15 protein-coding genes are annotated in these 15,599 nt (G+C 60.6%); 7 read left to right on the plus strand and 8 right to left on the minus strand.

All coding sequences use genetic code 11. The features are described from left to right. Positions 1-2: 2 nt before the first annotated feature. Positions 3-935, minus strand: a complete 933-nt coding sequence (locus LQ231_RS20075) for an ABC transporter substrate-binding protein (protein ID WP_230173499.1) — start codon at positions 933-935, stop codon at positions 3-5. Between the two features lie 628 nt (positions 936-1,563). Between LQ231_RS20075 and LQ231_RS20080 the strand changes: the two genes are divergently transcribed. Genes LQ231_RS20080 through LQ231_RS20110 form a run of 7 tightly spaced genes read left to right on the plus strand, consistent with a single transcriptional unit; the run spans position 1,564 to position 8,329 of the window. Further along, on the plus strand, positions 1,564-2,679 hold the full coding sequence (locus LQ231_RS20080; RefSeq protein ID WP_230173501.1) for an ABC transporter ATP-binding protein: 1,116 nt from the start codon (positions 1,564-1,566) through the stop codon (positions 2,677-2,679). Positions 2,680-2,699: 20 nt separating this feature from the next. Next, positions 2,700-3,740, plus strand: coding sequence for an extracellular solute-binding protein (locus LQ231_RS20085; RefSeq protein ID WP_230174980.1), 1,041 nt, complete (start codon positions 2,700-2,702; stop codon positions 3,738-3,740). 10 nt (positions 3,741-3,750) lie between these two features. Next, entirely contained in the window at positions 3,751-4,578 is an 828-nt protein-coding gene (locus LQ231_RS20090) for an ABC transporter permease (protein WP_230173503.1), read from the plus strand. After that, the gene (locus LQ231_RS20095) at positions 4,571-5,392 is read left to right on the plus strand and encodes an ABC transporter permease (RefSeq protein WP_230173505.1); all 822 of its coding nucleotides are present in this window, start codon (positions 4,571-4,573) and stop codon (positions 5,390-5,392) included. The genes LQ231_RS20090 and LQ231_RS20095 overlap by 8 nt, the downstream gene beginning before the upstream one ends. Positions 5,393-5,425: 33 nt before the next feature. Beyond that, the gene (locus LQ231_RS20100; protein ID WP_230173507.1) at positions 5,426-6,850 is read left to right on the plus strand and encodes a Xaa-Pro peptidase family protein; all 1,425 of its coding nucleotides are present in this window, start codon (positions 5,426-5,428) and stop codon (positions 6,848-6,850) included. Position 6,851: 1 nt separating this feature from the next. Beyond that, positions 6,852-7,514 carry a flavin reductase family protein gene (locus LQ231_RS20105; protein ID WP_230173510.1) on the plus strand — a complete coding sequence of 221 codons (663 nt, stop codon included), beginning with the start codon at positions 6,852-6,854 and terminating at the stop codon, positions 7,512-7,514. Next, a complete protein-coding gene (locus LQ231_RS20110) occupies positions 7,511-8,329 on the plus strand; it encodes a bifunctional allantoicase/(S)-ureidoglycine aminohydrolase (protein WP_230173512.1) in 819 nt (272 codons plus the stop codon). The genes LQ231_RS20105 and LQ231_RS20110 overlap by 4 nt, the downstream gene beginning before the upstream one ends. Positions 8,330-8,605: 276 nt before the next feature. Here the strand turns inward: LQ231_RS20110 and LQ231_RS20115 are convergent, their stop codons facing one another. The 7 genes from LQ231_RS20115 to LQ231_RS20145 form a co-directional block, all read right to left on the minus strand. Then, positions 8,606-9,301: an ABC transporter ATP-binding protein gene (locus LQ231_RS20115; RefSeq protein ID WP_230174982.1), complete on the minus strand. Its 696-nt coding sequence runs from the start codon at positions 9,299-9,301 to the stop codon at positions 8,606-8,608. Beyond that, on the minus strand, positions 9,301-10,062 hold the full coding sequence (locus LQ231_RS20120) for an ABC transporter ATP-binding protein (protein WP_230174984.1): 762 nt from the start codon (positions 10,060-10,062) through the stop codon (positions 9,301-9,303). The genes LQ231_RS20115 and LQ231_RS20120 overlap by 1 nt, the downstream gene beginning before the upstream one ends. After that, the gene (locus LQ231_RS20125; RefSeq protein WP_230173514.1) at positions 10,062-11,345 is read right to left on the minus strand and encodes a branched-chain amino acid ABC transporter permease; all 1,284 of its coding nucleotides are present in this window, start codon (positions 11,343-11,345) and stop codon (positions 10,062-10,064) included. The genes LQ231_RS20120 and LQ231_RS20125 overlap by 1 nt, the downstream gene beginning before the upstream one ends. A 2-nt stretch (positions 11,346-11,347) precedes the next feature. Then, positions 11,348-12,298, minus strand: a complete 951-nt coding sequence (locus LQ231_RS20130; protein WP_230173516.1) for a branched-chain amino acid ABC transporter permease — start codon at positions 12,296-12,298, stop codon at positions 11,348-11,350. Positions 12,299-12,400: 102 nt separating this feature from the next. Further along, positions 12,401-13,651: a branched-chain amino acid ABC transporter substrate-binding protein gene (locus LQ231_RS20135; RefSeq protein WP_230173518.1), complete on the minus strand. Its 1,251-nt coding sequence runs from the start codon at positions 13,649-13,651 to the stop codon at positions 12,401-12,403. Positions 13,652-13,769: 118 nt separating this feature from the next. Next, positions 13,770-14,663, minus strand: a complete 894-nt coding sequence (locus tag LQ231_RS20140; protein WP_230173520.1) for an SDR family NAD(P)-dependent oxidoreductase — start codon at positions 14,661-14,663, stop codon at positions 13,770-13,772. Between the two features lie 111 nt (positions 14,664-14,774). After that, complete coding sequence (locus LQ231_RS20145) at positions 14,775-15,488, minus strand: TetR/AcrR family transcriptional regulator (protein ID WP_230173522.1); 714 nt, start codon at positions 15,486-15,488, stop codon at positions 14,775-14,777. Positions 15,489-15,599: the final 111 nt, after the last annotated feature.

The raw sequence follows: 15,599 nt of genomic DNA on the forward strand, positions 1-15,599 counted from the left end.
GCTCAGTTCACCGGCATGCTGGCGGCGTCGTTGAACTTGACGGTCGTCACGGCGAGCGGTCCGAGGCCCCACTTCTCCATGATCGCCTTGTAGGCGCCGCTGTCGACCATGTGCTGCAGGGAGGCGATGACCGCGTCCCGCAGCTCCGGATTGTCCTTCGACGTCAGCATGCCGAGATAACCCACGGCGAGGCGGACCTCGGGAAGAGCCTGCAGGCCGACTCCCTTGCCGGTCTGGTTTTCCGTCGTGTAGACGCTCGTCGCATAACCGTTGACGGTGGCATCGGCGCGGCCAGTACGGACGGCCTGCAGCACGTCAGGCATTTTCGGGATCGACATGATATTCATTGGCGTTGCGCATTTTGCCGATGCGGCTTCCACTAGGCGCGCCTGGAACGTGCCGACGGGCACGGCGACCTTCTTGCCGCAGAGGTCTTCCATGCTCTTGATGCCGAGCGGATTGCCTTTGATGGTCATGATCGTCGTGGCGTCGAACATGTAGTCGATGACATCGACCTGCTTTTCCAGCTCCACATCATCGTTGATGCCGGAAATGGTCATGTCGAAACGCTTGGAGAGCACGGCCGGCACGATCGCGGCGCCGGCGCCGACATTGGTCATCTGAACATCGATGCCGAGGATGACACCCAGGGCTGCGGCAATATCGGCATCGATGCCAATGAGCTTGCCACCTTCATCCTGGAAGCTGATCGGCGGCGTCAGGTCCGTCGCCACTTTCAGTATCTTCTTGTCCTTGATCTCAGACGGCAGGCGGTCCGCCAGTGTCTGGTTGAGCGCGACGCCAGGCAGTTTGGCGACGTCTGCATCCGGCACCATCTTGATGGCAGTACCTTCTGCGGCGTGAGCCAAAGTCGAGAGCAGTGCGAATGCGATGCCGGCCAGGCCGCCTTTGAGACTCTTCTTGAAGCTGCGCATGTGATCCCCTTGTCGCTTTTTGTCGACGTGAATTTACGCAATGTTCGATGCAATCGGCGTGCCATTCTGATCTGAATTTTCTTAGATGACTGTTTTTAAACGAGTATTTTTCCGCCGCAGCAAATTTTTACGTCTCCGCACAAAGATTCGCACGAATGTTCGAAAACTAACTGATTAAAGAATTGGCTCCGGCATCAGTCACGGTTTGCGAATTGACGATCGATCGACTAAGTTTTTGCTTTGGCTCGATATTTCTCTGAATTTCCATTGTTGGGGACCGTGATAGGCGGCGATTCAAGCCGAAAAAATCACCAATAGATCCCAATCTAAGCCGGGAATGCTGCTCAATATATGATCTTCGCCCACGAACGTTGCACATTTTTTAGATTCGACACAAATGAATTTATAAGATTATACAGAATGTGCGAAACTAGAGAAAGCCAGTATAAATTCGTAATTTCCGTGGCTTAGATATTTCTTTCGGTTCGAAATCGCAAACTGGCACACCGCTTGCTGCTCCATTGCTATGACCCACACTAAACTCAGCATCGTCGAACGACCGCATCTCTGCCTGGTGCAGCCAGGCGCTAAGCTTTTTGACGTTACGGCGCAACCGAAGGGGATATTCATGGCAGGGGCCTCGAAGGCAGGAGACGGCAAGCTGCTCAGCGTCCGGGGTCTGACCCACAGTTATGGCGGTCAGAACGCGATCAGCGACATCACGTTCGAGGTCGAGGCTGGCGAGATCGTCGCCCTTCTGGGGCCAAGCGGCTGTGGCAAGTCCACCGTCCTGCGCGCCATCGCCGGGCTGATCCAGCCGAAGAGCGGCGTGATCCAGCTCGGTGGCCAGGATCTCGCCAATGTGTCTGCAAGGTCCCGTGGCATCGGCATGGTGTTCCAGAACTACGCCCTGTTTCCGCATCTGACCGTCGCTGAGAACATCGCCTATCCGCTGGCCTGCCAGCACTTGCCGCGGGCTGAGCGCAGGGAACGGGTGGAGGAAATGCTCTCGCTCGTGCAGTTGAAGAGCTATGGTAATCGGCTGCCGCGTGAACTCTCCGGCGGCCAGCAGCAACGCGTGGCCGTTGCCCGCGCCATTGCCGGCCGGCCCTCGCTGCTGCTGCTCGACGAGCCGTTCGGAGCGCTCGACCGGGCGCTGCGTTTCGATCTGCAGGTCGAGCTCCTGCATTTGCAGAAGACGCTTGGCATTACGACGCTGATCGTCACCCATGACCAGGAAGAGGCCCAGAGCCTCGCTGGTCGGCTTGTGCTGATGAACAAGGGCAATGTCGAGCAGATCGACACGCCAATGGCCGTCTATGACCGGCCGAAGACACTGTTCGTCAACACCTTCATCGGCCAGGCCAATGTGCTGCACGGGACGGTGGAGCGGTTGGATGCCGAGGCAACGACGATCGCACTCTCGAATGGCAACACGGTCGTTCTGCCGCGCCGCTTGAATTTTACTGTTGGTTCCAAGGTCACCATCACGTTCCGTCCGGAGGACGTCAGTCTCTCAACGTCCCCGAGTGGCTTTTCATTGCCAGCACGGTTGACCGTGTCCGTCCCCCTTGGGCCGACGCTCGTCCATGATCTTCTTCTTGAGGACGGCACGGGCCTGCGCGCGTCGCAGGTCCGCGGACCCTCCACCTTCATTCCCGAGCCGGGAGCTCAGCTCTTTGCCGAGATTGACACCACAAGGTGTCACGCCTTTCCGAGCGAACCGGAAGCATCCAGTGAATGAACAACAACAGAGGTGAACAGATGCAGGATTTCAACATTACACGTCGTCGTTTCGGACTGCTCGCCGCCGGTGCGGCCGCAGCCGCGACACTGCCCTTCGCAGCCCGTGCCGCTGGTGGCACGGCCGTCGCTGCGACCTTCCCCGGCAACTGGGAAGATGCCTATCGCACCACGTTGACCCCACTCGTCAAGGAAGCGGGTTTCGACCTCACGGTCGCGCCCGCTATGGCGCAGGATCAGCTTGCCAAGGTCATGGCGAGCCCCGGCAACCCGCCCTATGACACGCTGCTTATGTCGCCCGGCCAGATGGCGGTCGCCATCGAGAATGACCTGATCGAAAAGATCGATCCGTCGAAGCTGAAGAACTGGAGCCTGCTCGATCCGGCATTTCAGGGCGAGTACGGCCCGACCGTGACCGTCGAAGTCAACGGGATCGCCTATAACCCGGATCTGGTGCCGGCACCGAAGGGCTATCGCGACCTGTTCGAAAATCCGGCCTATGAGGGCCTCGTCTCCTGGACAGGCTTTGCCTCCAATACGGGCGTCATGGCCTATTCCGAGATCGCCAAGATCTTCGGCTCCGGCCCGACCGACATGGATGCCGTGTTTAAGCTGTTCAAGGATCATCCAGAGCATCTGAAAGGTGTTGTCGCCAGCACCAACCACCAGATGACACTGTTCCAGCAGGGCGAGATCGCCGTCTTCATGTGCTCCACCGGCAATGTCGCGAAGCTGAAAGCACTGGGCCTAAAGGCCGAGTTCGTCCAGCCCGAAACAGGCTCTCCGGCAGCTCCGGTCAATATCCACCTGACCAAGGGCGCGAAGAACCCGGTTGCAGCCTACGCCTATATGGATGCCGCCATCTCCAAGGCCGCGCAGGACAAGCTGAAAATGCCGCCGACCGAGATGTTCCCAACCAACAGGGAGGTCGAGCTGACGCCCGGCATCGAGGCCTATGTGAAGCGCGAACAGCTTGCGTCTCTGGTCTATCCGGACTGGGCGGCGATCAACAAGAACCGTGCGGAATGGATCCGCCAGTTCGACGCTCTCGTCGCCGGTTGAGGGTCATAAAATGAAAGCGAGCGGCTTCCCATACGTTCTCCCGATGCTTGCGCTGTCGGTGGCGTTCTTTGCGACGCCGCTCGCCGTTCTCGTCGGGTTCAGCTTCATCGGCCCCGACGGCCCGTCCCTCCACAACTACGCGCGCTTTCTGGGCGATGCGTTCAATTACCGCGTTCTGGTCAACACCGCCACGCTCGGTCTGCAGACCATCGCCAGCACGACTCTGCTCGGTATTCCGATTGCACTTCTCTATTGGCACAGTGGCAAGAGCGCGCGACAGGTCATCATCTTCCTGACGCTCATCCCGATGCTCACCAGCAATGTGGTGCGCACCTTTGCCTGGATCGTCATTCTCGGACGGCAGGGACCGATCAGCGAGACCTTCGTGGCGCTCGGGCTTGCGGAGCGCCCGTTCACGCTGATGTCCACCGAACTCGGCCTCGTTTTGGCCATGTGCCAGATCGACCTGCCGCTGATCATTCTTCCGCTGATCGCTATCTTGTCGCGCACGCCGGTCCAGTTTACCGAAGCGGCACAGGTCTCGGGTGCCGGTCCGTGGCGGATTCTCGTGACCGTTCTCTTGCCGATGATGTTGCCGGGGCTGCTCGCCGGCTGGATCCTCGTCTTTGCCAGCACCAGCGCTTCCTTCGTCACCCAGGCTGTCATCGGTGGTGCGCGCAATGTCTATGTGCCGCAGCTCATCTATCGCGAGGTCGGCACGCTGTTCGACTGGCCGATGGCTTCCGCCATCGCCGTTGTCCTGCTGTTGTCGACCGGCATCCTTCTCGTCGCCATGACCATGATTTCCCGCCACAGGAGGCTTGTCGGCCATGCATAGTCCCCGCGAAAATCCGTTTCCCGTCTTTCTCTACAAGGCCTTCGTCTTTGGCTTAGGTGGCCTCAGCCTGATCTATCTGGTGGCGCCGATCGTCATCGCGATCACCATGTCGTTTACGGCGGGCCAGACGCTCAAATATCCGCCAGAGGGATTTTCGCTCCGCTGGTACGAGGCGCTCCTCGATCCCGTCCGCTCCGGAACCGAACATATCGCAGCCGGCAATTCGCTGAAGATCGCAGCCCTTGCGGTGCTTGGATCGCTGCTGTTTGCCGTGCCGGCCACGATCGGTATGGCGCGGATGCGCCGCAGCACGGTCAATTCGCTGGAGCCGTTTCTTCTGGCGCCACTTGTCCTCCCGAGCCTCGTTTACGGTCTGGCGGCGCTGATCGTGGCGAACTTCGTCGGTTTCCAGCCGTCGCTCTGGCTCACGGTCATCGGCCATGTCGTCGTCTTCGGGCCGCTGATGTACCGAGCCGCATCGGTCGTCGCGCAAGGTATCAACCCCTCGCTGGCGGAAGCCTCCACCGTTATGGGCGCGACCTGGTACACAACGCTTCGGCGCGTGATCCTGCCGCTGCTGGCTCCCGGCATCCTTGCCGGTGCCTTCCTCGTCTTCATTCAGTCGCTCGACAACGTGTCCGTCTCCCTCTTCCTCGCCGACGCGCAGACGACCGTTCTGCCGCTTCGCATGTTCGCGCTGATCGAGGAATCGCTCGATGTCCGGGTGGCGGCGATGTCCGGCATTCTGATCGGACTGACCCTGGTGGTGATGCTGGTTGCACGGCGGGTGCTGGCGCCCTCCCGGCAAGCCTGACCCTTAGAAAAAATACTTCTGGAAGGAATACCCATGACCATACATCCCACCAGGGCAGGAGCCTACCGCATCGGATCGCTGCTCGCCGATTTCCAGCCGGATTTCGATTTCGCAGCACCCTTGCCGCTGCCGGTCGAGGAGTTCGAGGACCGCCTGCGCCGCATTCGTCGCCAGGCCGTCGAGGCCGGGCATGATGCACTGATCGTGCATGCCGGTGGCGTCGGCTGGTTCCACACATCGAACGCCTATCTGCGCTACGTCTGCGACTGGATGCGCGAAGGCGTGCTGATCATCCCGACGGATGCCGACAAGCCGCTGACGCTGCTGTCCTTCTTCACCCAATCCGTGCTCCTTCCGCCGGGGGGCGAGCCTGTGCTGGTCGAGGATATCTGGCAGATCGGCCCGATCGGTCGCGAATATGCCGACCGTCCGGGTGACAGCGTCATCAAGACAGCGGAAAAATGCGCCGAACTTCTGTTCGGCATGGGCCTGGCGAAGGCGCAGATCGGCCGGATCGGTGATCGCACATCACTGACCTTCTGGGCAGCTCTCGACGAGCTTATGCCAAAGACAAAGTTCGTCGCCGACAATGCCATTCTCGACCGGATGCAGAAAGTGCGCTCGCCTCGGGAGATCGAGATGTTCCGGGCAGCCGCCCAACTCGTCAGCATCGCCACCCAGGCGGCCTACCATGTAGCGAAACCGGGCGTGACGGACCATGAGATCTTAGCTGCCTTCACGCAAGCACAGCTCTCCTTCGGCGGCGAGACCGGCGACGGCTATCAGATCGGCATCAACGAGTTCGGGACCCATTGCGGCAAGCCCTACGGCCATGTCGTGCGCTCGGGCGATCTCATCAACCTCTACGTCTCTAACATCACCTATCGGGGCTACACGGCCCAGACCGCCCGCATGATTGCGATCGGCGAGATCACCAGGCGGCAGGAAGAGGTGCTCGCCGCCTGTACCGAGGGCGTCAAGCGCGCCGAAAAGCTGATCCGGCCCGGTGCCCTGATGCGTGACGTCAACAACGCGGCCTTCGAGCCGATGATCGAGCGCGGCATGCTGTCGTCGCCCGAAGCGCGCACCATGCCTTACAACTGGGCGCCGATGGACGATGGCAGCGCGCGGCTGATCCCGCGCCAGTACGTCAAGAATATCGACTGGGAAGCGCAGGGGCGCACACTGATGCATGTCTACCCTGCCACCCATGGGCCGCATAACCCGAATCTCGGCCATTCCGTCGGCATGGCGGGCGGACAGAACAGCTTCAACATCTCCTCGCACAATTACGACCGGATGGAGGAGGGGATGGTCTTCGTGCTGCACACGCAATGGCTTGAGCCCCTGTCGGCCGGCTGCAATGTGGGCGACATGTATGTCGTCACCAGGGACGGCTTCGAGAACCTCTCCCGCCATACCCCGCTTGAGACCCACCGCATCGCAGTCGAGGCCTGACATGACCGAGCATACCCATTTCGACTTCGCCAAGCTCAATGAGCGGGAGCGGTACAAGATCCTCATCGGAACAGTGATCCCGCGCCCGATCGCCCTGGTGACGACAGTGAGCAAGGATGGCCAGCCGAATGCCGGCCCCTTCAGCTTCTTCAATGTCCTGACCCATGATCCGGCGATCGTCGCGATCGGCGTCGAGAACTATTCCGACATGCGTTTCAAGGATACGGCCCGCAATATCCGGGAGACCGGCGAGTTCACGGTCCACATCTGCGACAACGCCATGGTCGACCAGATGGAGGTCTGCGCCATCAAGTTTGGCCCCGAGGTGGACGAGATGGAAGAGGCAGGTCTTGCGACGGTTCCTGGCCGGATGGTGAAAAGCCCCCGTATCTTGGCGGCCCCCGCTGCTCTCGAATGCCGTCGCCACACCACGCTTCAGGTTGGTCCTGCCCGCGAGATCATTCTCGGCGAAGTCGTTGGCGTTTTTGTCCGTAGCGATGCGGTCAATATTGCGAACCTACACATTAACCAGCGGTTGATGGACGCCGTCGGCCGTATGGGCGGGCACACCTATGCCCGAACACGAGATCAGTTTGACATCAAGACGCTGACGCCGCAGGAATGGGAGAATCGCAGGGCAGTTGAGACGTTGGTGGCAGAATGAGCAGAAATAAATATTTTTCCCAGGTCGGCGGCCTTCCGCCACAGACCCAGACCCTCTCCAGCAAGGCCGTCTTCAAGACAGCCTATGCGGTGATCCCGAAGACGGTGATGAGCGACATCGTCACCAGCGTCTTGCCGCATTGGGAGGAAACCAGGGCCTGGATCATCGCGCGGCCGCTGAGCGGCTTTGCCGAGACGTTTGCCCAGTACATTATGGAGGTGAAGCCCGGTGGCGGCAGCGTCAGGCCGGAGCCGGATGCACGGGCCTCTGCGGCGATCTTCGTCGTCGAGGGCGAGGGCACGATCACCCATGACGGCCAGGACCGTCCCCTGCGTGCCGGTTCGTTCGCCTATCTGCCCGCCGGCGCACAATGGGCTTTCCGCAACAACAGTGCTGCACCGATCCGGTTTCACTGGGTCCGCAAGGCCTTCAAGGTCGTGGACGGCCTGGAAACGCCGCCGGCGATCTTCACGCATGAAGACGATTGCAAGATGCACGCCATGCCCGATACCGAGGGGCGCTGGGCGACGACCCGTTTCATCGATCCGTCGGATGTGCGCTACGATATGCACCTCAACATTGTCACCTTCGAACCGGGCGCCATCATCCCCTTCATGGAAACACATATCATGGAGCATGGGCTCTATGTGCTCGAGGGCAAGGCGGTCTATCGGTTGAACGAGGACTGGGTCGAGGTCGAGGCCGGTGACTATATGTGGCTGCGCGCCTACTGCCCCCAGGCCTGCTATGCCGGCGGCCCGGGACGCTTCCGCTACCTGCTCTACAAAGACGTCAACCGCCATCCGGATTTATAGCGCGGGGGTAAGGCTAGGTTCAGTTCCCATCAATTAAGGGGTTTCCCACTTTGACGTTGTTTCGCTTCACCGATGGCGGGAGGATCTGTCATGAGTACCTGTTTCTCTGGGTGGACACAGAACAGCCGAAATCTCACATGGGATGCGCGAAGCGGAGCAATACATTTGCAGATGTCGCGCGCCAGCGCGGCTCCCGCATGATCTAGATGAGGTTGGCAGTCAACGGCACGATACGCAATTGAGGTCGACGCAGATGCGCATTGCCCTTGCCGGCGGCTATACTTCCAACCACTCATGGCGAACCGCGGCGTTGTCCATCAACTCGGCCGGTGTGCCGGTGAAGACCATCCGCCCGTGCCCCATGACATAGACGCGTTGCGACATGCGCATGGCGAGGACCAGGCGCTGTTCCACAAGCAGGATGGAAATGCCGCGGCTGGCGATTTCGGCGAGCAGTTCTCCCGTGCGCTCGACCATCTGCGGCGACAATCCTTCTGTCGGCTCATCGATCATGATCAGGTCGGGATTGCCCATCAGCGTCCGGCAGATGGTCAGCATCTGCTGTTCGCCGCCCGATAGCACGCCGCCGGGCGCATTGGCCCGTTCACGCAGTTGCGGAAACATTGTCCAGGTATCCTCGATACTCCAGCGCGCCTTGCCGCTTTGCGATTTCATCCCGAGGATGAGGTTCTGCTCCACCGTCAATGTCGGGAAAATCGCCCGTTCCTCCGGCACGTAGCCGATGCCGGACTGGCTGACGACATGCGGCGGGCAACCGGCGATGTCCCGATCCTTGAAACGCACATGGCCCTTGGGATGCGGACTGCCCATGATCGCCTTCAGCGTGGTCGAGCGACCGACGCCATTGCGGCCGAGGATGCTGACAACTTCGTCACGGCCGACGTCGAGCGACACGCCCTGGAGGATATGGCTCTTGCCGTAATAGGCGTGCAGATCGCGAACTTGGAGCATCATGCCGCCTCCACGCCGAGATAGGCCCGCTGGACGGCCGCATTGGCCTTGATCTTGTCGGGGGCGTCCGAGGCCAGCAACTCGCCGTAGACGAGCACGGAGATCTTGTCGGCGAGGCCGAAAACCACGCTCATGTCATGTTCGATCATCAACAGCGTCCGTCCCTCGCTGACCCGCCGGATCAGCTCCACCATGTGTTCGGTCTCGGCATGGCTCATGCCCGCCATCGGCTCGTCGAGCAACAGCACATCGGCATTGCCGGCAATGGCAAGTCCCACCTCCAGCGCCCGCTGCTCGGCATAGGCCAGTTCGTCGGCCTGGACATTCCAGCGGTGCAGCAGGTTGATCTCGGTCAGGATGCGCTCGGTCTTTTCCCGCACGTCTTCGAGCCGGTCGATATTGCGCCAAAAAGCGTATCGGTATCCCATCGACCACAGCGTGGCGCAGCGGATGTTTTCCCAAACGCTCAGCTGCGGAAAGATATTGGTAATCTGGAAACTACGCGACAGGCCACGACGGTTGATCTGTTCGGGCGCCATTCCGGCGATCTGTTCGCCGTTCAGCTGGATTGTGCCGCCCGAAGGACGGTAATGGCCGCTGATCAGGTGGAAAAGCGTGGACTTGCCAGCCCCGTTCGGACCGATCACCGCGTGACGCTCGCCGACTGGAATGGTGAGGTCGATGCCGCGAATGATGCGGATCGGTCCGAAGGATTTCGTCAGGCCCTGCAGCTTGAGGGCAGGCGGAGGCGTGAGAGACATCATGGGGCCCTCTTTTGTGCCACGGCAAGGTCGTAGGCATTGCGGGTTATGACGGTGGAGCGCATGAACGCAAAGATGCCAAGACCGGCGACAAGCATGGCGATCACCCAGGCCGACACGGCATTCGCCTCGAATGAGATGCCCATCAGGCTCATCGATGTGCCCTCTGACGCGCTGACCGACAGCTGCGCAGTCATCTCGATCACCATCGTCAGGCCGGCAAAGGCGGCCAGTGCCGGAATGAGCGTCAGCACGTAGTGGGGCAAAAGCCGTATAAGGCGTCCCTGCGCAAGAAGCGGCTTCTGGGCAAAGAGCAGCCCGGCGATGCCTTTCGGCGCATACATGACGATGCCGATGAACATCAGGCCGAAATAGAGCTGCCAGACATCGGTGACGTCGCTCAGCATGAGCTGCAGATAGGTCACCAGGATCGCGCCGATGATCGGGCCAATGAAGAAGCCGGTCCCGCCGATGAATGCCATCAGGATGACCGTGCCGGACTCGGCCGCCCCCATCTGGATCGCGTTCATCAGCTCGAAATTGATCGCCGTCAGGCTGCCGGCGATACCGGCAAACAGGCCCGAAAGGCTGAAGGCCATGAAGCGGATCATCGTAGTATTGTAGCCGATGAAGCTGACCCGCACCGGATTGTCCCGGACTGCGTTGCACATGCGGCCGAACGGCGTGCAGGTCAGGGCATACATGGCGATCATCGATACCAGGCACCAGAAGGCGATCAGGTAATAAACCTCGATCTGTGCACCGAACATGATGCCGAAGGGTTGCGGAAGCTCGGTCCTGTCGATGCTGATGCCTTCCTCGCCGCCAAAGGCGTGGCGCAGGATCAGTGCGCTGGAGGCAACGAGTTCGCCGATGCCGAGGGTGATCATGGCAAAGGCGGTGCCGGCCCGGCGGGTCGCAACCGCACCGAACAGCATGCCGAACACCAGGCCCGCTGCACCGCCGACCAACGGCATCAGCATCAGCGGGACATGACCATCCGCGCCGCTGTTGATGGCGTGCACGGCAAGGAACCCGCCGAGCCCGAGAAACACCGCATGGCCGAAAGACAGCAGGCCGGTCTGCCCAAGCAGCATGTTGTAGGACAAAGCGAAAATGATCATCGTGCCCATGTGACACAGGGTGGAGATGGCGAGACCCGACGAGAACACCTGCGGCAGAAGAACGAGAACGAGGCCCGCCGCCACCCAGATGCCGGTGCGTGCAAGGGTGACTGTTCTGTCGGACCGCGAGGGCGGGGGAGGGGCGGTGTGAGTGGACATGTTCATGTATCCCGCATTCCCAGGAGGCCGCGCGGTCGCACGATCAGGATCAGCACCATCAGCAGATAAGGCAGGATAGGCGCGACCTGGGCGATTGTGACGGTCCAGATGTCGTTGAGGTGGGCGCCCAGCACGCCATCGTGCTCGAGCGGGCCGAACAGATCGGCAAGCGATAGGTTGAAGGCGACGGCGAAGGTCTGGACGAGGCCGATCAGCAGCGAGGCAAAGAACGCCCCTGGCAGAGAGCCGAGACCACCCACCACGACAACCACGAACAGGATCGGCCCGAGCAGGCCGGCCATGTTCGACTGCGTTACCAGCGCCGGGCCGGCAATCACGCCTGCGGCGGCGGCCAGTGCCACGCCGACACCGAAGACGAGCATGAAGATGCGGTCGACGTTGTGCCCGAGGGCCGCCACCATGTCGGGATGGGTCAGGGACGCCTGCACGATCAGGCCGATGCGGGTGCGCTTGATCACCAGCAGCAGGGCCAGGAAGATGGCGACTGCGGTCAGCAACTGGAACACCTTGAACGCCGGATACTGGGTCGAGAAGATGGTGAAGGCGGGAAAATTGAGCAGCGGCGGGACCTGGAAGTCGACCGGCAGCCGTCCCCACACCATCTCAACCAACTGCTGGATGACGAAGGTCAGGCCGAAGGTGAACAGCAGTTCCGCCACATGGCCGAAGCGATGCACCCGACGCAGGCCGTAGCGTTCGACCACCATGCCGATGCAAGCCACGAGCAGCGGCGCGATGATCAATGCCGGCCAGAAGCCGATATGGCGGCTGATGGCGAAACCGAAGAAGGCACCAAGCATGTAAAAACTGGCATGGGCAAGATTGAGCACGCCCATCATCGAGAAGATGACGGTCAGGCCGCTCGCCATGAGAAACAGGAGCATGCCGAACAGCACGCCATTGATGGTTGAAACGAAAATGATTTCGAGCACTTTGCTACATCCTGGCTCTGCAACCCCTTGCACCGGGCGCGACCGCTTTCCCTGTGACGAATAGGCGCCGCGAGAATGGTCGCGGCGCCTTGCTACTCGTTGTTAGCCCGGACGCTTCATCTCGCATGTAGTCGGAACCACTGTCTTGTCGGCCGCAATCTCGCCGACCTTCGTCCAGCCCCAACCTGTGTTTTCTTCATCGAAGCGCTGGCCGTCCTTGAGAGGGCCAAAGCTTGAAATGAAGAGAGGCTGGAACAGTTGATGGTCGTCGGCGCGCAGGAAGGCGTCTCCGCCGTTGGAGAAGGCTTTGTAGGTCATGCCCTCGAATTTAGGCACGAAGTCGTCTGGATTGGCAGACTTGGCTTCTTCAATCGCCTTGAAAAGCAGGCCGGCGGTGTTGAAGATACGCGGAAAGATCACCGGGGCGTCTTTGTAGCGTGCGACATAGGCATCGATCGTGGCGTCAGCTTCAGCGTAGCCGAGATTGTTGATGCCTTCGCTGATCTGGAAGACCTGACCGTCGAGACCTGCCTGCTTGACGGCTGTTGGGCCGCCGGCAGCACCGGCATAGTAGGTGAACCACTTGACCTTGAGGCCCGACTGGCCGGCTGCCTTTAGCAGGAGGGAAAAGTCCTGACCCCAGTTGCCAGTGACGACGGCATCGGCGCCCGAGGCCTGGATCTTGGCGACATACGGAGCAAAGTCGGTGATCTTGACCAATGGGGGAAGTTCTTTGCCTACGACTTCGATATCGGGACGCTTTTCCTTGAGCATCGCGACGGCCGTATTCGCGACGGCATGGCCAAAGGAATAGTCCTGATTGATCAGGTAAACCTTCTTGATGTCTGCCTGTTCCTGAATGAAGTTCGTCAGTGCCGCCATCTTCACGTTGACATTGGCATCGAAGGAGACGTGCCAGTAGCTGCACTTCTCGTTGGTCATAACCGGGTCGATTGCGGCGTAGTTCAGATAGACGACGTGATTGTCGGGGTTGCGCCGATTGTATTTTTCGACAAACTCCTCGATCGCCACGCCGACCGACGAACCGTTGCCCTGAACGATGATGCGCACACCCTCGTCGATCGCCTTTTGCACCTGCACCAGGCTCACCTGGGGGTTCACCTGATTGTCGTAGCCGATCACTTCGACCTTCTGGCCGATGACGCCGCCCTTGGCATTGACGGTGTCGGCAATGAATTTCAGGTGGTTCAGCCCGATCTGACCGACGCTGGCAGCGCCTCCGGACAATGGGTCGACATAGCCGATCTTGATGGTGTCCTCAGCCGCAGCCCCGCCAGACAAAACGCTGCAGAGCGAGAGGGCAAGCGCCGTCTTCGCGAGATAATGCTTCATTACTTCCTCCTCCAATCGGGCCCGATGCCCGCCTCCTGATAGTTCTGACTGCGCCCCGGTGGCCCATGGTTTCCATGGACTTTCGAGGCATCTTCCGCTCCCTCCAGAGCGGCAGATTTCAACCGCGTGCGGCGAGTATTGGTATCGAGCGTCCGGCACTCTCGAGTTCGCGCTCTGCCTGGGTGAAGCCGTAGGCCGGCACGACTTCTCCCTTGCGATCGCTGATCCTGCTCCAGGATGCGACGACATCATCCGCGGCCTGAGGGCCGTCAGCGACCTGCACGCCCGCCGTCAGTGTGATGTTGGCCGCAGCGAAATGTCCGGCGCCCGCGCACAGGATGGCCCGTGTCGGCGCGTCTTCGCCAACCAGCGCCAGCAGTCCGAGGCTGACCCGCTCCGGGCCGAGAAGTGCCAGGGCCTCGGCCGACAAGAGGCCTTCGGTCATCGATGTCGCGGCGGTCGGGGCCAGCGAATTGACGCGGATATTGTGTTTTTCACCCTCGATGGCCAGGGTCTGCATCAGCCCGACCAGCGCCATCTTCGCGGCACCGTAGTTCGACTGACCAAAATTGCCGTAAAGGCCCGAAGACGATGTGGTCATGACGATACGGCCGTATTGCAGCTGGCGCATGATCTCCCAGACCGCCTTGGAACACACCGCAGCGCCCATGAGGTGGACTTCGATCACAAGACGGAAATCCGCCATGTCCATCTTGGCGAAGCTCTTGTCGCGCAGGATGCCGGCATTGTTGACGAGGATGTCGATGCGTCCCCAGCGATCCATCGTCACCCGGACCATGTCCGCCACCCCGGTTTCGTCGGTTACGGATGCGGCGAAGGCGATCGCGTCGCCACCGCTGGCGATGATCTCGTCTGCCACCGCCTGGGCTGCCGCTTGGCTGAGATCGTTGACGACGACGCTGGCGCCCAGCTGGGCCAACTGCAGAGCATGGCAACGGCCGAGCCCTCCCCCAGCGCCGGTGACGATCGCCGTACGGCCCTTGAGCTTCATGCCATTCCTCCCGCTCCTATGGTTCATTACATTCACTCACTAGTGAATTAATGAAATATTTGCAAGCGGTTCTTTAGGGCTGCGATCTCCCGCGGCCGGTTTTCAACGGAATCAGGCCTTTGAGGAAGGGGCTGCGTCGGTCTCGTGGCGCGGGTGGCAGATTGCATTGAACCCAGCCGCCATGAAGGTCGCCATGCGCAATTTCACGGCAGGAAGATCGTCAGAGCGACACAGGCCGCCTGAAAGCTTATCGATGCGGCCCGTGCGCGCGAGGGTCAGCATCAGTGCGCCAGTGACAAAGTGATAGCCCCAGAAGATGTCCTCCTCCGCACAGTCCGGCAGAGCTTTTTTGAGAATGCCGATCAGGCGAAGCACCACGGGGTCGAAATGCTTGTCCATCATCTCCGCCCCCCATTCGGGCGTGTTGGCGACCTGGGCGCCCAAAGCCGCATAATTCTTCCAGTTCTCGCCGCCTTCAATGTAGAGATCCAGGTCAGTATCGAGGAAGGCGCGCAGAGCACCCTCAACGGTCGGCTTGCCTTTCGTGTTCGCATCGTATGCGTCGAGCATCATCATGCGTCGTTCGCTGGTTACCGAGGCACGGCGGGAAAAGACGGCGTCGAAGAGCTGTTTCTTGTCATCGAAATAGTAGTTGATCAGCGTGTGGTGCACGCCGATGCTCTTGGCGACATCCTTGAGGGTGACGCCGTGAAGCCCGTGCCTGGAAAACAGGCTCTCTGCCGTGTCGAGGATCTGCTCGATCATTTCAGCGCGCCGTTCGGCCCGGACGGACTTCTTCGGCGTGGGTTTGCGTTCAACGGGCAAGAAAAGACCTCTCTGCTAGGACTGCCGGGTGGGCAATGACGATCGGACAAAGGCTGGGCCCAGCCCCTGCGGGACTTCGCCTCGCGTGCCCTGGCCAGGACCGGGCCATCC

The organism is Rhizobium sp. CECT 9324, assembly GCF_918741265.1.
Classification (GTDB): Bacteria; Pseudomonadota; Alphaproteobacteria; order Rhizobiales; family Rhizobiaceae; genus Allorhizobium.